Annotated in this window: 16 protein-coding genes and 2 pseudogenes; 5 read left to right on the top strand and 13 right to left on the bottom strand. The window is 42.6% G+C overall.

What is annotated here, in order from left to right; translation table 11 throughout:
- Window positions 1-30 precede the first annotated feature (30 nt).
- Complete coding sequence (locus H7T88_RS08640; protein WP_090916249.1) at window positions 31-414, bottom strand: tautomerase family protein; 384 nt, start codon at window positions 412-414, stop codon at window positions 31-33.
- Between the two features lie 133 nt (window positions 415-547).
- Here H7T88_RS08640 and H7T88_RS08635 point away from each other — a divergent pair, with 133 nt between their 5' ends.
- Window positions 548-3,076, top strand: coding sequence for a tetratricopeptide repeat protein (locus H7T88_RS08635; RefSeq protein ID WP_221788110.1), 2,529 nt, complete (start codon window positions 548-550; stop codon window positions 3,074-3,076).
- 209 nt (window positions 3,077-3,285) lie between these two features.
- Window positions 3,286-3,936, top strand: a complete 651-nt coding sequence (locus H7T88_RS08630; RefSeq protein WP_221788108.1) for a CPBP family intramembrane glutamic endopeptidase — start codon at window positions 3,286-3,288, stop codon at window positions 3,934-3,936.
- Window positions 3,937-4,024: 88 nt separating this feature from the next.
- Here H7T88_RS08630 and H7T88_RS08625 read toward each other — a convergent pair whose 3' ends face one another.
- The 5 genes from H7T88_RS08625 to H7T88_RS08605 all read right to left on the bottom strand — a co-directional run bounded on the left by H7T88_RS08625 (window position 4,025) and on the right by H7T88_RS08605 (window position 10,103).
- Window positions 4,025-4,921 carry an alpha/beta fold hydrolase gene (locus H7T88_RS08625; protein WP_221788106.1) on the bottom strand — a complete coding sequence of 299 codons (897 nt, stop codon included), beginning with the start codon at window positions 4,919-4,921 and terminating at the stop codon, window positions 4,025-4,027.
- Between the two features lie 14 nt (window positions 4,922-4,935).
- Entirely contained in the window at window positions 4,936-5,541 is a 606-nt protein-coding gene (locus tag H7T88_RS08620; protein WP_221788104.1) for a DUF2239 family protein, read from the bottom strand.
- 204 nt (window positions 5,542-5,745) lie between these two features.
- The gene (locus H7T88_RS08615; RefSeq protein WP_221788103.1) at window positions 5,746-7,680 is read right to left on the bottom strand and encodes an AraC family transcriptional regulator; all 1,935 of its coding nucleotides are present in this window, start codon (window positions 7,678-7,680) and stop codon (window positions 5,746-5,748) included.
- A gap of 341 nt (window positions 7,681-8,021) precedes the next feature.
- Window positions 8,022-8,651, bottom strand: a complete 630-nt coding sequence (locus H7T88_RS08610) for a sugar O-acetyltransferase (protein ID WP_221788102.1) — start codon at window positions 8,649-8,651, stop codon at window positions 8,022-8,024.
- A 75-nt stretch (window positions 8,652-8,726) separates the two neighbouring features.
- Window positions 8,727-10,103 carry an MATE family efflux transporter gene (locus tag H7T88_RS08605; RefSeq protein WP_312027595.1) on the bottom strand — a complete coding sequence of 459 codons (1,377 nt, stop codon included), beginning with the start codon at window positions 10,101-10,103 and terminating at the stop codon, window positions 8,727-8,729.
- A gap of 119 nt (window positions 10,104-10,222) precedes the next feature.
- On the opposite strand from H7T88_RS08605, the gene H7T88_RS08600 reads away from it, so the two are divergent.
- Entirely contained in the window at window positions 10,223-11,110 is an 888-nt protein-coding gene (locus H7T88_RS08600) for a helix-turn-helix transcriptional regulator (protein WP_221788101.1), read from the top strand.
- A 122-nt stretch (window positions 11,111-11,232) separates the two neighbouring features.
- Window positions 11,233-11,946 carry a DUF421 domain-containing protein gene (locus tag H7T88_RS08595; protein ID WP_221788100.1) on the top strand — a complete coding sequence of 238 codons (714 nt, stop codon included), beginning with the start codon at window positions 11,233-11,235 and terminating at the stop codon, window positions 11,944-11,946.
- Between the two features lie 48 nt (window positions 11,947-11,994).
- On the opposite strand, the gene H7T88_RS08590 is transcribed toward H7T88_RS08595, so the two are convergent.
- A complete protein-coding gene (locus H7T88_RS08590; protein ID WP_221788099.1) occupies window positions 11,995-12,909 on the bottom strand; it encodes a LysR family transcriptional regulator in 915 nt (304 codons plus the stop codon).
- An 89-nt stretch (window positions 12,910-12,998) separates the two neighbouring features.
- Here H7T88_RS08590 and H7T88_RS08585 point away from each other — a divergent pair.
- Window positions 12,999-13,892, top strand: a pseudogene (locus tag H7T88_RS08585) (alpha/beta hydrolase); the annotation flags it as partial.
- 198 nt (window positions 13,893-14,090) lie between these two features.
- Here H7T88_RS08585 and H7T88_RS08580 read toward each other — a convergent pair.
- The 6 genes and pseudogenes from H7T88_RS08580 to H7T88_RS08555 form a co-directional block, all read right to left on the bottom strand.
- Window positions 14,091-15,476 carry an erythromycin esterase family protein gene (locus tag H7T88_RS08580; protein WP_221788097.1) on the bottom strand — a complete coding sequence of 462 codons (1,386 nt, stop codon included), beginning with the start codon at window positions 15,474-15,476 and terminating at the stop codon, window positions 14,091-14,093.
- A gap of 204 nt (window positions 15,477-15,680) precedes the next feature.
- Window positions 15,681-16,175 carry an SMI1/KNR4 family protein gene (locus tag H7T88_RS08575; protein ID WP_154959173.1) on the bottom strand — a complete coding sequence of 165 codons (495 nt, stop codon included), beginning with the start codon at window positions 16,173-16,175 and terminating at the stop codon, window positions 15,681-15,683.
- An 83-nt stretch (window positions 16,176-16,258) separates the two neighbouring features.
- The gene (locus tag H7T88_RS08570) at window positions 16,259-16,510 is read right to left on the bottom strand and encodes a hypothetical protein (RefSeq protein WP_090916224.1); all 252 of its coding nucleotides are present in this window, start codon (window positions 16,508-16,510) and stop codon (window positions 16,259-16,261) included.
- A pseudogene (locus H7T88_RS08565) lies at window positions 16,507-18,121 on the bottom strand (xylulokinase). The gene H7T88_RS08570 and the pseudogene H7T88_RS08565 overlap by 4 nt, the downstream one beginning before the upstream one ends.
- A gap of 254 nt (window positions 18,122-18,375) precedes the next feature.
- Window positions 18,376-18,747, bottom strand: a complete 372-nt coding sequence (locus tag H7T88_RS08560; RefSeq protein ID WP_221788096.1) for a DUF4180 domain-containing protein — start codon at window positions 18,745-18,747, stop codon at window positions 18,376-18,378.
- A 61-nt stretch (window positions 18,748-18,808) separates the two neighbouring features.
- Window positions 18,809-19,228: a GNAT family N-acetyltransferase gene (locus H7T88_RS08555; protein WP_154959171.1), complete on the bottom strand. Its 420-nt coding sequence runs from the start codon at window positions 19,226-19,228 to the stop codon at window positions 18,809-18,811.
- Window positions 19,229-19,269 lie beyond the last annotated feature (41 nt).

Below are 19,269 nucleotides of genomic sequence, written 5' to 3'. Positions count from 1 at the left end.
TATATAAGGTATGAATGCATTGTTACAGATCTAGACAATAAACGAAGCAATTCCATTGCCGTATGACCAGTTTTCTTTGGTAACTTCAATCAGATTAATGAATACATCTTCTTTTCGAATCCCCACCTTCTGATGTAACTCTTCAGCGAGCGCTTCATAAAATTCCTTTTTCATTTCGTCAGGACGACCCAGGTTCAAGGTGACCTGAATGATTAGGAAACCCTCACTTCTTTCGATATCCAGACAAGTTGGATCAAAGCTGAAATTTTCTCGATCCAGTTCTTCAATAATCAGAAAACGATCATTTGCGGGCACATGCAGTTTATCCACGATGGTTTGTAAAACAACTTCCTTGAGCTGCGTTTTCTCTTCGTTTGAACGACCTTTCAATGCGACAATGCGAGTTAAAGGCATCTGTGTTACCTCCTTAGTTAATTGGTGTTGATATGACTTATTTTATCTGCTACAATCCAGAACACGAATGTACAAGAGTTCGTGTTTGTTCGTGTGCTCAGGGTTGCTTAGACTATGAAATTCAGGTGATGTCATGGAAAACGATAAATACACAAACGATTGGCCCCATGAATGGATTAAAAAAATTCGTACAAGGCCTTCTCGGAAAGGCACTTTTAAAAAAATGCGGCAAGTGGATTTGGCCAAACGAGCTGGCGTAGATCCAAGGACGGTACAGCAATGGGAGAATGGGGATCGTCTGCCCAGTATCGGAAGCCTGAAGCAGATCATTCAGGCTTTTTGGGAAGAAGGACTTTTTCTAGAGGATGCTGCTATAGAGGAAGCTACAATGTTATGGAATACCGTCAAGCGATTCTCGGAAGCGCGTTCGGCGTCAGGTCGTGAATTTGCAGATTTTGATCAAACATGGTTCAACACCCTCATGGCAAGTGAAACTGTGCAACCTGAGGCTGTGAAAGAAGTGTCCACAACACCGTTCAAGGCAGCAGTACGATTACGCAATCGACCCTCCACCTTTGTCGGACGACAACATTCCAGAGAAGTGCTGACTGAGAAATTGATTGATCATGCTCTGATTTCTATCATCGGACCTGGTGGGATTGGCAAAACGTCTTTTGCTACCGAAGTGTCTTCCACACTCACAGCTCGTTTTTCGCAAGGAATATATATGTTTGAATTTGGTACAATCCATGATGCACATGACGTATATCCTTTGCTTTTATCTACATTGGGGCTGACCACCCAGGGGAAGATGTCGGATGAAGCTGTGATCATTGAAGCGATACGTCATTATGAGCTGCTTTTTATTTTTGATAACTGTGAACATATCATTGATACAATTGCTGAGGTAGCGGAATTCCTTTTGATGGAAACACCAGACCTACGAATAATAACCACCAGTCGAGAGCCTCTTAATATCACTCAAGAATTGGTTTATCGACTTCCTCCACTCTCTTCTCCCGCAGAGGAGGACTTATCGAATGTACATACTGAATCAGAATGGATGAGTTATGAAGCGATCCAGCTGTTTGTGGAACGAGCCAGCGTTCTGGTTCCGCACTTTGTGCCTACGCTTTCACATTTGAAGCAAATCGGTGCAATTTGCCGGAAAATTGAGGGCATACCTCTAGCGATTGAGCTTACGGTAGCACGAATGAACATGTTGAGCTTGGGACAGATTGAAGAACGTCTCACTCAGCAGCTTACCCTTTTGACTTCAGGTAAACGAACCGCCGGGCCTCGGCACCAAACACTGCGTTCAACCATTGATTGGAGTTATCATCTGCTGACAGGCAAGGAACGTCTTTTGCTCCAAAGGTTAAATGTATTTGCGGGCGGTTTCACGCTGGAAGCAGCAGAGGCAATCTGCATATGTGAACCGGATCTGTCTGGCCAGAAAGACCCTATTACGGTCGAAGATATGCTCGATCTTTTATCGGGTCTGGTTAACAAGTCTCTTGTCTCCACCGGGATTGATTCGCACCATGGCTCCATTCGTTACTCTTTGCTGGAGGCAATCAAGGAATATGCCACAGATAAATGGAACGAACAATCTGATGATGAAAAACGTAGTACTCTCTCTATGCGACATATGGAATATTACAAAGGCTATTTGATTCAGGCTGAAGCCTGCTTCAGAACCATTGAACGAGAGCTTAGTATCGAATCTGTGAGAACGGAATACGCCAACTTAAGTGCTGCACTTCAATGGTGCTATGCTCATGTTCACGCACGTGCATGGGGTCTTCATCTGGCGGCCCATCTGTATGGGTTCTGGCTTCACGAGGGCAGATTGAAGGATGGATTGTTCTGGCTGGAACGATTTTTGCATGTAGAAGAATCAAACGATGGTTCTGCAACGGATTGTGCCAAAGCATGGCACGGGTTAGGCATCATTCAATTTGTTCAAGGGAACATCCAATCGGGAATGGACGCTGCAACACGCAGTGTGGAGCTAGCCCTTGAACAACAAGACAATTCCCTGTCTGCCTCTTCCCTTCGCTTGCTTGCTTTTATCTACATTCGGCAGAACGATCTTCAAAAAGCGGAGGCAATGGCACAACAGAGCGTAGAATTGGCAAGAAGTATCAATGACTCTTGGAATCTTGCTTCTTCACTGCATGCGTACGGCAAAATTCGTTTGGAACAGCAACGTTATACAGAGGCTTCCAACTTGCTGGAAGAGAGCGTGCGTCTTTTTCAAATGGTAAAGGACCCATGGGAACTATCTGGTCCGTACGAATGTCTCGGGTATGCCGCGTTGAAACGCGGGGCAATGAATCAAGCGGTTGAATATTTCAAGAAATGTATCGCTGCAAGTCAGATCTACCGCGGTTCCTGGGTTCTTTCTCGTGGAGTTGAGGGTTTGGGAATAACATTATGTGCTCGGGGAGCATTAATGGAAGCCGCATTATTACTCGGTGCTGCCGAGAAAAGACGTCAGTCCTATGGCGGGGATAATCAACCGAGCTTTCCAGAAGAATATTTGGAATGTGTGGAAGCCATCCATCAAGGTTTACAGCAGCACGAATGGCAGATTTGGTGGAATAAAGGGGCAGACATGAGCCAAGCGCGAGTCCTTGCTTATGCGCTCGAATTGTAGAATGATCGTTTCTGAACCGTCTTAAGCCGTATTCTATCCTGGGCCAAAGTCAGAGAGCGATTCAACAATCACGGAGAGGTTTACTTGTTTTTTTCATATGGCTTATTCCTCTCACCCTACTTAGCTATGTACTGGCAATCAATGTGTCACCTGTATTTGGTCTGCTACTAATGTGGGCCCCAGGACTCTCATCTATCCAGACACGGCTTATGTTGCGCGAAGGCTTTGCAGATATTTCTCTGCGATTTGGCGAGATATTAACGTTAAAAACGCTTCCTTTTGTGCTACTATTTCCAGTAGTTGTCGGGTCGTTAGCTTATGGATTCGCCTGGATAACCGGCTTGGTCGACTACGTGCACACCAGTGGCTCTTTTATCTGGGCTCTGATGGGAAGTGTTATTTATCAGATGTTTGCTGGTACATTGTTCGGTGTGATCAGCAGTGCCGGTGAAGAGCTGGGATGGAGAGGCTATATGCTTACCAGATTAATAACAGCAGGTGTGCCCAAACCGATTCTTACAAGCGGGTTGATCTGGGGAGCGTGGCATATTCCCGCCATTCTGTTAGGGAGTTATTATTCGGGACCATCACTCGGATTGTCAATTATCCTATTTTTGATTACGATCAGTTCATTTAACTTTGTCATCAGTCATCTTCGTTTAAGTACAGGTAGCATATGGCCGGCAATCCTCCTTCATGCTTCCTGGAACGCCGTGATTCAGGATTCATTTGATCTCTCCACAAGCGGAGAAAACGCCTATCTATGGACGGGGGAATCCGGCATATTGGTTGCTTTGGTGATGCTGTTTGCCGTCTGGGTGTTTTCCCAAAGATCACAGTTGATGCAGCATAAAATATAATTAAATTTCGGACAACATGGGTTTACTGCGACTTATCACAAATAAAGATAATACAGTTTAAGCCGCTATTAAAGCGGCTTTTTACTCATCACGGGCGTGTACTGCGGGCTGTCCTTTCAATTCCATCAACAACGGTTTCAAACAGCTGCTGCGGCAAATCATGGCCCATACCTTCAAGTAACATCAATTCTGCACCGTTGATCGCTTCCGCCGTGTCTCTACCGCAAGCGGGAACAAACATCGGATCTTCCACACCGTGAATCACTAAGGCTGGGACCTTAACTTTTGCCAGTCGCGCCCGCCGATCACCTGAAACCGCAATTGCAGCAATCTGTCGCCCAACACTGCCCGGATCATAAGCTCGCTGTATTTCCTCTCGAATGAGTGAACGATACGCGTCTTCCTCAAAAGGGTAACCTGTACCGGCAATACGTTTAGCAAAAGCTACGCTGTGAGCCAAATAACCCTCTTCATCCTCCATCGGATTCGGTGCTGGCCCAGTCATCAACGCCATGACTTCCGGGGATGTCGGTGGAAGTTCCGTGTTACCTGTAGTCGACATTAGTGAAGTAAGCGAGAGGACACGCTCGGGATATTGGCTGGCCATAAGCTGGGCAATCATACCGCCCATCGAACGACCAACAACATGTGCTTTTTTGATCCTCAAGGCATTTAACAATCCAATTGTATCGTCAGCCATATCATCAAGGGTATATGGAAGATCAGGAAGTTTTCCCGACATGAGTGTTTTAGCAAGTGCTTCGAAATCTAATGTTGCATGATTGCTAAAATGGGTCGATAACCCCGTATCTCGATTATCAAAACGAATCACTCGAAATCCTCGTGCTGCTAACATCTCACAGAATGGAACCGTCCAACGAATCATCTGTGTGCCGAGCCCTGCAATTAATAGAATGGTTTCATTCTTTTCACTGCCATAACTGTCATAAGCAATATCAATATCGTTTACTCTTAACATATTCATTATGATGTTCTCCTCTATTCCTGCGTGAATGCATCACTGGACAAAGACTTAATATAATCTCTGATATCAGGTGTCCAATCATCAATGGATTCGTAAAAACGATTTTCATTCGGGGCATACAGTGCTCTCAAAGCTTCTTCGTATTGAGGGAAATCTCCCGCCATTGCTGTCATGAAATGATAGGTTGCTTCCTGCGCCGCACGAACTTTGTTTCCGTTCTCCCCTGAACGGCGAGCCTCATCAATCAGTTTTCGCAGGGTTACCGAAGCGCCTCCGGGTTGAGCTTTAAGCCAGTCCCATTGTCTAGGCAGCAAAGTAACTTCACCGGATACTACCCCTAGTTTAGGGCGGCCGGCTCTGCGAACGGGTTGTTCATTTTCCTTCGTATCCTTTATTCGTGTCGGTTTACTGTTAAGACGGTCTAATACGTCCTCTAAGCTTCCTCGAAAATCAATATCTATCGGTTTCCCAGTAGAATCGTCAAAAACAAGCAAATCAACAAGTGTATTCTCTTCCAAGTTTTCTTTTATGACTTTAACAACGTGTTGTAATGTACCTTTGACGAAATGTTTTCTGCCTACAAAGGCAGTGCAGTTTATTTCGACAGGTGAATCCTGCATGTTAACCCTCCTTTAATGATCTTCTTAATTGATTATACCCGGGTAAAAATACAAAGTCAATATTACCCGGGTATAATTCAGTTCTTAAACTTTTTTGCATGAAAAAACTCTCCTTACAGCAATAGGGATGACTTTTTCACCCAATTACTGTAGGAGAGCATATCGTATATAAAAAAATATAATCCCATTAGAAATTCAATACCGTTACCGACTTGCTGCTTCAATGATCCAGTCGGTCAACTGGGTAATTTGTTTTTTCAATGCGATAGGATCGCGGTACCAGGATTGGTTCTCGGTCCATAGATATACTCGATTGTTGCGCATTGGTTCCAGCAAGCCCCAAATGGGATCAGCCTGTAACTCCTGTAAACTGGCCTCGGTTGTAAGAATCAGATAATTACCCGTATATTCTGGTAAATTCTCTAGCGAAAATTCAGAGTAGGATTCTTGCAGCATATTTTCTGGAATCGCCGTAGGCGGCTTCAATCCCATGATTTCATACATTAGCCTGCCGCCACGCCCGGACTTTGGACCAAAAAGGAACACGGTCCCATCGTACTCCTGCATAACCGATAGCGTTTTTCCTTCAGGAACCGATTGTTGAACTTTTTTTCGAATATCAGCAGTATCTTTCTCGAATTGTTCGTTCCATCTCTCCGCTTCATCCCGTCGATCCAGCAAGTCACCGAAATACAGCATTTCCTCCTGAATGGAGGCAAAGTGATTGTAAGGAACGGAAACCGTAGGTGCGATTTTTTGATATTTTTCAACGACTTCAGACTGGCCGTTATGTGTAATGATCAAATCAGGTTGCAATTCTAGCAACTTTTCTACAGAGTCTCCTACATCTGTTACACCATCCAGCATTCCTTCAAGATATGGACTTGACATCAAAAACGATTCGCCAGCAATCGGTTCGACATCTAGCGCAAGTACAGTTCCGAGATACGATATTGCAGCTACGCGCTGCGGATGCTCGGGTACTTCTACATCGCCAAAAGCAGTTTTCACTATCTTGGTCTCTGAAGAAGGCGTAGGTTCCAACTCCTGAGAGGTCGAGGTAGAATTAGAATTAGTAGAAGCGTTAGCGTTACCCGTTGTACTCCCGCTATTTACTTGCCCACCACAAGCGGTTACGATCATGGTTAAACATAACAGGAGCGCTGCATAGAAACTTTGATTAACTCTGGTCATTTTTTGCTCACCTTCCCATTGAAATTGATAATCAATATCACTCAATTGGAAATGATAACGTACTCTGTCGCTCAGAACAACGGATGATTTTGACGTATTCCTTGCATGATCTGAAACGGATTGGCCATATTGTTTGCGGAAATGTCCTGGTGTCATGCCGGTGTACTTTTTGAACATACGGCTGAAATACATAAGGTCGGGATATCCAACATGCGAAGCAATCTCCTGTTGAGTTGCCATTGTAACAGCTAACAGTGATTTTGCTTCTTCCATTCGGAAACGGATTACGTAATCCAGCGGACTTAGACCGGTCTGTTCTTTGCATTTTCTCGATATGTATTGCTGGCTGTAATTTAATTGTTTAGCAAGAGCTTCTAAGGAGAAAGAATGTCGGTAATTTCTGGACAGATGTCGGACGATCTGTTCTGATAAGGAAAGCTCGCGATCTCTGTGCACGCTTTCCTGCAGAACAGCATGGACAAAACGGATAAAGTCCCCCTTTGTCACAAGTCGGGTCAATCCGTCATCAGGTTTTAACCAATGTTCGCGCATTGTTTGAAGCAAATCCAGCATGACAAGAGGTTCTGCGGGAGAGAAACCCCAACATTCCTTAAACGGATCTGATTCCTGAATCATCATGTGGAATTCTCTTAAGGAGGAAGCGGGAAGAGCTGCTTTGTACAGTACGATATACACGTTCAGCTCTTTTCGGCTACGAACGGTTAATCGAGCTCCCTTACCGGCGTGTAATACATAAAAACGGTCACAGAGCCATACTTCATTGTCGACCCATAATTCACCTTGTCCTTGCATAACGAATATAAAAGCGCTAGCCGGCAAGCGGTATTGATGTAAGTCATCATCAATGCCAGTCTGTTTTAGCCGTACATCCAACACGCGCACCATTACCTGATTCCAAATATGTATAAGTTTTTGAACGTCCATTAGATGATTTGTAATCCCCTCTTCTGTTCTAAAAGATAATCATTCTCAATTAGATTATATTTTAAAACACCATACAAAATAAGACGGATACTGTCAACAAGGCGTTTTCGAAATATACAGAGGTTGTCTGTTGTAGTTGTATCACGTGTGCATGATTACTAACTAGATTCATTATGCTGATCCTTATGGTAGGTATCTTCATTAACATTATGCTTGAATTGTTTGTTCATTTTACTTGCCATCTTGTGTGTGTACTGTGAATGAACTATCGCTCTAATGACGAAAATGAGTATGATTCCTGCAATAAGACAATACAATATGTTCATTGGAAAAGTCCTTTCTTACCACTCTACTTGATCAAACCGCATATCTTTATAGTAGAACTCTTGATCATGATCCGTAATCTCTCGAAGAACCCTGCATGGATTTCCAACCGCGATTACGTTAGCCGGGATATCTTTGGTGACCACACTACCTGCTCCAATGACACTTCCTTTGCCAATCGTAACGCCTGGTAAAATAATGGCTCCACTTCCGATCCACGCCCCATCTTCAATCACGACGGGTAATGCAAACATTGCACCTTCCTTGCGTCTTTGTGGGTGAACAGGATGATTCGTTACCGCAATCGTAACATTCGGGCCGAACATGACATCATTGCCGATTGTGACTTGGTAGTCGTCAACTACAGTGAGATTGAAATTGATATACACGTTATCACCTACGGATGTATTTGTACCATAGGACATGCGAATAGGCGGCTCCAACCATACGTTCTCTCCCATGCTCCCAAAGAGCTGCTTCATTAGTATTTTCCGCATTTCCACATCATCCGGGTGCAGATTATTGATCTCGTAGCATAACGCTTTGCCTCGCTGGCGGGCATGAGCTAATTCGGCAGCCTCTTCCAGATAATTTGCATCATGATCTGTAAATAATTGTTTACTTGCCATACGCTGTTGAATATTCATTACACGTTCTCCTTTGATAAAAAGCTGATATTTATTAGAGTTAGTTGCATTTATCTATCTTTGACTAAAGTAGTTTTATGCAAAGTTTCTAGTTAGGTTGTTGAGCCACTTCAATTGACGGTATCGCATGAAAGCAATAGGTAATTTCAGAACTTCATCCAAGCTGATCACAAGGTATAAGAAAATGGGAGACACTTGCCAAACAAAAGCACATAAGTAACTAAGCGGGAGAATAACAAACCACATGACCACCGTATCACACCATAAACCGAATTTGGAGTCTCCACCAGCCGGAAATATGCCAGCTATCGTTGTAGCGTTAAACGATTTGGCGACACAATAATATGCACTAATGTAGAGCATACCATCCAGATAACTTTGGGCAATGGGGTTTAAATTCACCAAGGAATAAACTAAAGGTTTCGTTACCAGGATGGTACAGCCTGCAACGACTCCAAAAATGAAAGCATACTTACACATGAGGTTGCCTGCATATTTGGCTTTGTCCATATCTCCTTGTCCTAGATACTTACCTACAAGTACAGAACCTCCGGCGGCAATGCCTCCACAGAGAACATTCGCCAAATTTTTCACGACAGACGCAATCGAGTTTGCTGCTACCATATCGGAGTTTACATGACCTATAATGGCAGCCGTAGCTGTAAGTGCTCCGCCCCATACGATATAATTCCCCTGTACTGGCAGTGTATATTGGAGAAAGTCTTTTAATAAATTCCGCTCAATGCGATCCCATACCGGTAAACGAAAACGAATGCTTCCTTTGGTCAAGGAGTGAACGATGCAACAGGCCAGTTCAATAAACCGGGCCAATACGGTGGCTAGAGCTACTGCAGCAATGGCCAGTTCAGGCTGGGAGGGGAATAAAACAAATATACACAGTGCATTAAAGAGAATATTCAAGATCAAACATAGAGAACTAATCCAGGCGCCGATCTTGGCCTTCTCCATACTTCTGATTACGCTGAGATACATTTGGGATAAACCCATCACAAGATAAGAAAACGAATTGAACTGTAGAAATCTGGAGCCGTATTGAATTAACTCAGGGTCGTTTGTAAATAAGCGCATAAGTGCCACGGGAAGAAATAAGGAGGTCATAAAAAATAAAATCGAGATACAGAATGAGAACATGCAGGCAATACTAAGAATGCGCTGTATGGCAGGTGTATCCTTCTTCCCCCAATATTGTGCTGTGAGAATACTTGCCCCTGCCGACATCCCCATGTAAAACAAGGTTAATACAAAGGTGATTTGCCCTGCAAGGGACACGGCCGCCATGGCCGATTGACTTATCACCCCCAACATGATGACATCCACAGATATCACCGTTGCCGAGATCAGATTCTGCAAAGCAATCGGAACTACAAGTGTCATCAACTCCCTGTTAAACTCTCGCTTGCCCAATTCTCCAAGCTGCATTGGTTTATTCACGAATATCCTGTCCCCTTTTGATTCGCCTTAATGTAAGAATAGGATATATACATTGTTGTTTCCATCAGAATTGGCTATAATTTTATCAATATCGTATGTTTTAGCTAAGGGGGATTAGGATGACCAATTTAGAGGTGTTCTCCGATTTGTCAGAACGTTTAAAATATAACTTTCCTGATCTCCCGCTTTATGTGAGAAAGGGAAATCTTCATCAATTTAACAACGAAGCAGCCGTTGCTCATTGGCATATCGATCTGGAGTTTATTTATGTACTGGAAGGCGCGATGAATTTTTCGGTGAATGGAAAGGTTACACGTTTGAATCCAGGGGAAGGAATTTTCGTGAATAGCCAGCGCTTGCACTTCGGCTACTCGCTTGCAGATCACAGCGATTGTGTATTCCTTGTGGTTGTCATTCATCCTTCAATCCTTGGTGAGAAGACGTCATTTTTACATTCTTACTGGGAGCAAAAATTCGGTCACATGATGACGGATTTTATGTTTCTCACGAATCAAATTGATTGGCAGAAAAGCCTGTTACAGTCCATTCAGGAAATCTATTGGGAGATGTACACGGAACATCTTACCCCGAATCCTTTTCGCTTAGTGTCACAGGCCTTAGCTTTGTGTGCGGCTATTGGGGATCACTTGCAGTTTGTTTCCGGACAATCAGGCGTATTAACGCATGTGCAGGAGATGACAAGCTTTATTCATCAGAACTATGATCAAAAAATATCACTTGAAGACATTGCAGCTGCCGGGGCGGTTTGCAGGAGTCGTTGCTGTACATTGTTTAATCAATATGTAGGCCAGACACCCAATAACTATGTGACGCAATATCGTCTTCAGAAGAGCTGTGAAATGTTGAAAGAAACACGAAGATCCGTAAGTGAAATTGCACTTGCATGCGGTTTCCAAAGTTCAAGTTATTTTTCATTCATTTTTCGTAAACAGATGGGGGTAACGCCTCAACATTATCGGAAGCAAGTTATAGACCATACGTCGTAAACCGAATCGTGGTGTGAAATCCACAGCAATTCCTAGCGTTTATCCTCCTCTTCTATTGGAAATAGTGTATACAAAGCATTCGCAGACAACAGAAATCCAAATTAAAAGGAAGTTGAAACGAATTGGAATTAGTTAAAGATCTCCTTCTCGTTACAGGACGGATCGTAACCATTTTCCCCCTGCTTCTAGTGATGGGGCTTGTTATGGGAAGAAGGTCAATCGGGGAGTTGCCTGTATTTGATTTTCTTGTGGTACTTGCACTTGGAGCTGTAGTAGGTGCAGATATTGCAGACCCTGAGATAGAGCATATTCCTACAGGTTATGCCATTATTTTTATTGGACTTATGCAAAGAATCGTTTCTTTGCTGGTGATCAAATACAAAACATTCGGCAAATGGATTACATTTAAACCGACCGTTGTCATATCGAATGGAAATTTAATTGTTTCCAATCTACATCAAGTCCGTTATTCCATTGATAACATCCTTCAAATGTTGCGTGAAAAAGATATATTTCATATGGAAGAGGTTGAGCTTGCGATATTGGAGGCAAACGGAAGATTGACGGTTCACAAAAGCCCATTAAAGGCTAGTGTGACCGTCGAAGATTTAGGATTAACGAAGACAGACCAAAGCATCGCTTATCCGTTGATTCTTGAGGGCAACGTTTCAAAACGTGTATTGGAATATGTCAACAAGGATGAAGCTTGGCTAGATGAACAACTTATTGCTCGGGGACTCCAGAGTGAGGACATCTTTTACGCATCAATCGACGAGAATTTGAAATTGCATATTTCACAGCCCACGCTTGATACAATCCCTCCAATTGAGCACTGAAGGCATATTGATTGTGTTTCCTAATGAATTCCTCTGGCTCACGATGGATTAATCCAACGAAGAGCCTTTTGTGTTTTGCACGAGATTTGTCAGCTTGGTTGTAAATTCTCCCACCATTTTAGAAATCGGTTCATCTGTTCGTATGATTCTGCCTAGAACGGCTTTCTCTGCGCTGAATTGTTGCAAAGGAACCGTAACTAATTGTTCCAGATAGATCGAAGATACCGCATTTAATATAAAATCGGGAGCGATCGTGATGGCATTCCCATAAACAATCATTTGACATAATGCATCCATATTATTGGTGATCAAGGCGATACGGTTGGTATGATTGGCGGACATTAATGTGTGTGCGATTGTTTCGATCTGTTCGTCTTTATATAGGACAAATACTTCATTATGTAAGTCTTCAGGCGATATCGTTTTAAAAAAACGTAAAGGTGAACGGGTGTTCATGATCAATACTGCGTCACCTTCAACAATTGGGACCCAATCAAATAAAGTGTTCCGTTGGCTTTTTGGGTACGATAGCAAGCCCATATTTGCATGACCCTCTTGAACGTCCTTCATTACCTTCTGCGTATCCCCCTCGATCATCTGGACTCTAAGTGTCGGATAGGTTTTCATCAATTCCAGCATCGTCTGCACCACTTGAGGAACAAAACCCGGAATGCTGGAGATGGTAATACTCTCTAAGGATTCTTCTTTTAGAGTAAGCAATGCACCTTGCATATGTTCAATATTTTTGAGAACGGCTGCCGCATGCTGGAGAATCAATTCCCCTTCTGCTGTTGGAAAGACCCCCCTTTTTGTTCGGTGAAAAATAACGGTATTCAGCTCTTCTTCCAATTGTTTGATCGACTGACTGATGGTTGGCACGGTAAGGTGATGTACATTTGCGGCCTTGGTGAATGAACCCCACTGTGCAGCAGATAATAAATATTGCAATTGTGAAATATTCATTCCATCCCTCTTATCCTTAAATATATATTTATGATACTAAATTATATTTAAATATCTTTTATGTTTAAAATCAAGTATTCTCATTACAGGAGGGCGATATGATGCGGAGTATACGAAGTTTTCTTGTAGAAGTATTGCTGAGAATCACGAAAAAAAAGCTGGACGTAAATGAATTTATGGAGAAACGCAGTCAAATCAATAGCGAATCCTATCAGGTCCCTGCTAAACTTAAACAGAAGTACAATATCACTAAAGACGGTAACCTGCCTTTGGATACGTATATACTAAAATCCAATTCTCGTTCCGACGAACGAATTGTGTTGTATTTGCCTGGTGGAGGATATGTTGAGCAACCACTGACATGGCACTGGCATTTCCTACACAACTTAACGAAACAATTAAACTGCACGGTGTATGCGCCGATTTACCCGAAGGCTCCAAATTATCAATGTACGGATGCAATTGAGAGCGTTCTGATGGTGTATCAACACCTGCTTAAAATAGCGAAACCTGAAAATATCGTCATCATGGGCGATTCTGCTGGAGGTGGTCTCTCTCTAGCCTTTGCACAATATTTATTAGAGCAAGAATTGCCACAGCCTAAAGACATCATTCTACTCTCTCCGTGGCTTGATATCACTCTAAATAACCCTCAAGTCCTTGCCATGATTGATAAAGAGCCGATGTTGAATTGGGACATGCTGGTTGAAGCTGGAAAGAGGTACGCTGGTGAAACCCCGCGAACACATTATTTAGTTAGTCCTATTCAGGGAGAGATTAAAAATCTGGGCAAGATTTCCCTGTTTATTGGTACACATGAATTTTTCCTTCCGGATGCTCGAAAATTCAGAGAAAAAGCTGCTCGTCAGTCGGTTGACATAAACTATTTTGAGTATCCAAAAATGAATCATGTCTTCCCCGTCTTTCCTATACCTGAAGCGAAAAAGGCGCTTAAACAGATTGTAGACATTATCCAAAAATAAGAAGAAGTATCAATTACATTTTAGAAAAAAGATATTTTGAAAAATGACATTGTAAAAAAGTCTAATCTAAACAGAATTAAAAAAGCCGCTCAATAGCGGCTTTTTTAAACGTCCTGAGCACTTTCCTCCACTTGCTCGGCTCGTTTAGTTCATTAGGTATCCTTAGATTTTTTGCAAAAATTAGATTTAGTGCTAATTCTACTTTGCTGAAGGATGAATGTCGCGGATCAACAAGATTCCATCGTACTGATCACGAGGGATCATCTTTTCATCCAATACGCCCCATGCTTTGGCTATGCGAGGTGTGAACAGCCATTCCGTCGCTGGGCTTAATGCTTGGTCTCTCAGATCTATAAATCGTGCAACACCCATCTCTGTTCCTAGAATATCTTCCAGGCTACCCTTGTCATGAGATTGAACCTGTTCCTCTTCGCCATTATTTTTGGATGAGCTTCCTTGGTAAGCAAATAAACCGATTACATAATTAGCTTGTTTCAGTGAATAAGGCAGAAGCTCCCCCATGGTGGGATATGGATTCTCGTCAAAATCATAACCGTTATGCTCTGTGATCATCGTAGAATTGTGTTTACGAATGTGATAGTTATGTCCCCATACGATCATTTTTTCATTGGGATATACCGTTTTGGCAAGCCAAGTCAGGTTATCGGCCATAACGCGATCACGTTCATAACTCGCCATTTGTAACTGCTTCTCAGGGTCAATTCCAGCAAACATGTTTATGATGTGTGGATGATAGTTATCCAGCATATCCAAACGGTTTTGCAATACACGTTCAATCAAGGGTACCAAGTCGGATTGTTTTGGCTGTGCTTGATGTAATTCATCTTGATTTTCGCTTACGAATTGCTGAAGAGCTAGATATTTTTCTTTAATCTTCTTTTTCTGCTTTTTAAATTCATCCATGTCGGTAATCGTGTTCATTTTCAAATACCATTGTTCCGTTTGAGCAAAACCGCTCGCTTTACTTGGATCGACTTGGGCGAACCAATCTTTGATGAAAGTAATGAAAGATTCCTTTGGGCCTTGTGCGTCAAATCCGGTTAAAATCAATGGATGATCGGTCTTGCTCTGCGCTGCAATGTATTCAAACAAAGGCAAGTTTTCTTTAACCTGCCACACACCAAAAATAGAATTTTTCATCAATTGTTCCGGCGTCGTCTGATGTACCTGTGAATACGCAGTAGCTGTATCCGAAAGATTAGACTCGAATGCGATGACGTTAAATCCTAATTCCTCATGCAAGAATTGAACTAACCGCACTTTCATCGAATTGTACTCAGAGGCACCATGCGAAGCTTCGCCCAAGCTAACGATTTGTTTATCTGCTAAAACAGGTTTCAGAAACTTCAAATCATTGTATTCATCCTCTTTTTCCAGTTTGACCGATGTGATCGTTTTGGCATTTGTACGAACGTGTTCTTTCCAGATTAGATCAGAAGACATAAGGCTCTCTTGTCCCTCTTTAGAAGAACCTGCCATATGCGCCGATGCACTCACAGACACCATACTTAAGCTGCAGATTACTGCTGTGGATAATAAAACCTTTTTGTACCATGGATTCATTAGGCTGACACTCCTTCTGCTGTGATGAAGTTCAGCTTAACATTCTCTGTTTAAAACCAGTCCACGTCATGTTTAAGGTTTGTTTAAAAATGGTAATGATACAAAGTGGAAACTCAAAAAAGCAGCTTCTCTTAAAGAAGACTGCTCTCCCATGTTTACACAAGTGGTATAACTTGTGAACGTATTTCTACGGGTTACTGCTTATTAAAGTTTAATTGAATCGGACATTATTTGTCGTAAAAAATGATGCAAATTGTCTGCGACTTTGTTAATCTCTTCAAACTCAGGTTCTTCTCCCCGTACAATAGAACCAATCTCGTTGTTTAAATCAATGGCATAAAAAGAATATTCATCACGAACAGACATCATAATCGGCAGATACTTACCCCACCATGCCGTAATTTCTGATCGCCACGCCTCATCGTCCACTGCTGCATCCAGGCTGATTAATTCAAATTCATTCCAGTGAAAGTCCGAATCAGAGCTATCGTTGTAGTCAGCCTCACACAGAAACCACGTCTGCTCGTTAGGTGTCATACATTCGTTGACCACACGCAAAAACGCTGTATACTCCGCGGGAATATTCGTGTATCTAGTGAGTAAACGAGGATCTAGATGGAGGTCACGTTCGGATTTAAGAGTTACAATCCATCCGTTTGACTCAGCCCAAGTCACAAATTCCAGAATCGTTTTATTCATAACGTACATCGCCCCTATCTTACAAGATTTTCCTCCAGAACGTTTGAGCATAGTCTAGTCCATCTGAAAAATAAGAGCTACAGTTAACCTTCATCCTTAAAATGGAAATGTTCGTGATGGATTGAATCCATTCCTGCCAGCTTCCCCGTTTTTTTGTGGTAAAACGCAAAGTTATGATTCAGCGGCATTCGCAGCAATTGATAATTGTGATCTCGGGGTAAAGTGTCGATTTCTTTCACGGCCTCTTCCCTCGTGCTGTACATGCCAATAGGAAAAAAATTAGGAAAGTGTGCAGAGGCATCTACTGCGAATATTCCCCAAACGAATTCAGTCAATGGATTTCATCTCTTTTCTGTAAATGATCGCCTGCTGCTTGCTCAATGGCTATTCCTTTCGTGTACCTTTCCATAAAGCGGTTGAACCCGTTCACATCAGAAATGTCCGGATCAATCTTCAGGGCTTCAATGTCTTTGAATACTTTCAGATGGAGGTAATCTGTCAAACTTTCGTTTTTCTCCTTACAAACCATATAGGAAGCTAATATGGTTATACCCCATGCACCACCCTCACCAGCAGTCGGCATGACAAATACGGGAACGTTTAAGTGCAACTGCACACATTTTCTGGCCAACGAAGGGCATCTTGAATAGTCCGCCATGTGCCAAGATCTGGTCAACCTTTATTTGCTCCTTCTGCGTTAAAATGTCCATTCCGATCCTTAATGTGCCAAACGCACTGAACAGATGTGTCCTCATAAAATTAGCGAGTGTAAAGCGGCTCTCTGGAGAACGAACAAATAACGGACGCCCCTGAGTCATACCGGTAATTTTTTCTCCCGAATAGTAACCATAACTTAGCAAACCGCCGCCATCCGGGTCTGCTTCGAGGGCTTTATTAAACAGAACATGGAACAAGTGACTGGCGTCAGCTTTATATCCTAATGCTTCATAAAACTCATGAAAAATTCTGATCCATGCATTGATATCACTAGTGCAATTGTTGGCAAGAACCATACCAACAGGACTTCCATCCGGTGTAGTCACAATGTCAATCTCGGGATACACCCCTATATCTTTATCCAGAACAATCATAGCAAAAATAGATGTTCCTGCGGATAGACTGCCGCTACTTGTATGGATACTATTCGTAGCTACCATGCCTGTTCCTGCATCCCCTTCCGGAGGGCAGAACGGAATGCCTGCTTGTAGATCGCCAGACGGGTCGATGAGACGTGCACCGGCTTCATGAAGATAGCCTGCATGTTCACCAGCCGAATATACTGAAGGTAGAAGATCTTCCAGTTTCCATGGATATTCTTTATGACTAATCCATTCGTTAAACTGCCTGATCATCCCTTCATTGTATCCTCGTGTCGCCCTATTGATCGGAAACATGCCGGAAGCATCCCCTACACCGATGGCTTTATTCCCTGTTAGAAGAAAGTGCATGTAACCCGACAACGTTGTTATATAGTTAATGTTCCTTACATGCTCTTCATCGTTTAAGATCGCCTGGTACAGGTGCGCAATACTCCAGCGCTCCGGAATTTTGTACCGGAATTCCCGGGTTAACAACATTGCTGCTGTACTTGTTGTGAGATTACGCCAAGTCCGAAAGGGAACTAACAGTTCTCCCGCGCTATCCAAAACAAGATAACCCTGCATCATGCCGGATAGACCGATGGAGCCTATGCTGTTCAGCATCACTCCATAATTGTTCATAACCTGCTGCTTCAGTTGAGCATAAACTTCTTGCAACCCTTGAACCATCTTATGGGGATGATAGGTCCAGTAATGATTATTCCACTGATTTTCCCATTCATAGCTACTGGAAGCAATGATTTCATGCGTGTTATTGATCAGAACAGCTTTGATCCGTGTTGATCCAAATTCAATACCAAGCGAGGTATTTCCGCTGAGGATCGCTCGTTTAAGATGTTGATCCATTATAAGCTTTGCACCACCTTTTACTTGAACTTGGTGAGATAATAACATGTTTACGGAACTTTGTATATTGGATAAACTAAGTTGATTTTATAAAATGTAAAAAAGACACACTTGATTCTCACCTGCCTGAAATGGATGTATAACCACATTTTCTGCATGCAAATGAAAATAAGATATGTCTTTCGCTCATGCGATTATTTTTAATCGAAGGAACGCTCATCCTTTATTTTGACCACACAGTCGATCTGTTGGCTCTATGCTTTCAAGCTGCTTAATTTTTCAATAGCCTGTTCCACGTCTTGAACGAAAAATATATCATTACCATTACTACTCTCGTAGATAAAGTCTTTCAGACTTTTGCTGGTATAGCCTGAGTAATCGCCAATAATCGCAATTTTGGTCTGATAATTGATGAATTTTTGCAGTACTTCACCAGCCAGACGTGTTTTCAGATCAAAGAACGCTTCACTAACTTCCGATTTATTAACGATGATCAGGTTGGAGTCCAATTCATATCTAACGGTTGCCATTAAGTCTAAGGCCGATTGCACATCCGAGATTAGTGTTTCGTTATTCGTGACGTAAGCGATGGATACTCCGTTTTTGTTTATTTGTTGAATGTTCATGTCTGATCCTCCCTCATCTCTGTTAACTAAGTATCAAAAATCATCTAAATATCGTTAGAGCCTATTTATATACAAGCACCCAGTATCTCGCTCCTGGTTCACCCTCTTCGATAACGGTCTTCCAGCCCTGCTTTTTATAGAACGACAGCGCCTTATGATTGTCTGAAACACACTTTAACGTGACGGGTGTCCCCAATCTGGCTATCGATTGCTGGAGTAACAGTTTACCTGCGCCTTTCCCAGCCGCCTTGGGGTGCACAAACAAATTATGAACAAAACGGTCAGGTACATATAGTGAAGCAAATCCAAGGATTTGATCCCCTGATTCGGCCACAAGAATCTCTTCTTCCGATGTATCCCGGTCAAAATCTTCGAGAGTCATCTCATCGGCATTAGCCCAGTGGAAGTTCTCCCGCCGGGAATGCAAATAAATTTCTCTCAATTGTGCATAATCTGAAGTTCTCGCTTCTCTAATGATCATTCGATCAATCCCCCATTCATCTGACTCATCAATTCATTTGG

Source organism: Paenibacillus cucumis (ex Kampfer et al. 2016) (assembly GCF_019748695.1).
In the GTDB taxonomy this organism is placed as follows: domain Bacteria; phylum Bacillota; class Bacilli; order Paenibacillales; family Paenibacillaceae; genus Paenibacillus; species Paenibacillus polysaccharolyticus.
Note: the sequence above shows the minus strand (reverse complement) of the source record. Positions and strands in the feature narration are given on the sequence as shown.

Excerpts from the sequence above, each read along its gene's own strand:
- H7T88_RS08640 (WP_090916249.1), bottom strand. The coding sequence starts at position 414 with ATGCCTTTAACTCGCATTGTCGCATTGAAAGGTCGTTCAAACGAAGAG.
- H7T88_RS08635 (WP_221788110.1), top strand. The coding sequence starts at position 548 with ATGGAAAACGATAAATACACAAACGATTGGCCCCATGAATGGATTAAA.
- H7T88_RS08630 (WP_221788108.1), top strand. The coding sequence starts at position 3,286 with ATGTTGCGCGAAGGCTTTGCAGATATTTCTCTGCGATTTGGCGAGATA.
- H7T88_RS08625 (WP_221788106.1), bottom strand. The coding sequence starts at position 4,921 with ATGAATATGTTAAGAGTAAACGATATTGATATTGCTTATGACAGTTAT.
- H7T88_RS08620 (WP_221788104.1), bottom strand. The coding sequence starts at position 5,541 with ATGCAGGATTCACCTGTCGAAATAAACTGCACTGCCTTTGTAGGCAGA.
- H7T88_RS08615 (WP_221788103.1), bottom strand. The coding sequence starts at position 7,680 with ATGGACGTTCAAAAACTTATACATATTTGGAATCAGGTAATGGTGCGC.
- H7T88_RS08610 (WP_221788102.1), bottom strand. The coding sequence starts at position 8,651 with ATGAATATTCAACAGCGTATGGCAAGTAAACAATTATTTACAGATCAT.
- H7T88_RS08600 (WP_221788101.1), top strand. The coding sequence starts at position 10,223 with ATGACCAATTTAGAGGTGTTCTCCGATTTGTCAGAACGTTTAAAATAT.
- H7T88_RS08590 (WP_221788099.1), bottom strand. The coding sequence starts at position 12,909 with ATGAATATTTCACAATTGCAATATTTATTATCTGCTGCACAGTGGGGT.
- H7T88_RS08580 (WP_221788097.1), bottom strand. The coding sequence starts at position 15,476 with ATGAATCCATGGTACAAAAAGGTTTTATTATCCACAGCAGTAATCTGC.
- H7T88_RS08575 (WP_154959173.1), bottom strand. The coding sequence starts at position 16,175 with ATGAATAAAACGATTCTGGAATTTGTGACTTGGGCTGAGTCAAACGGA.
- H7T88_RS08560 (WP_221788096.1), bottom strand. The coding sequence starts at position 18,747 with ATGAACATTCAACAAATAAACAAAAACGGAGTATCCATCGCTTACGTC.
- H7T88_RS08555 (WP_154959171.1), bottom strand. The coding sequence starts at position 19,228 with ATGATCATTAGAGAAGCGAGAACTTCAGATTATGCACAATTGAGAGAA.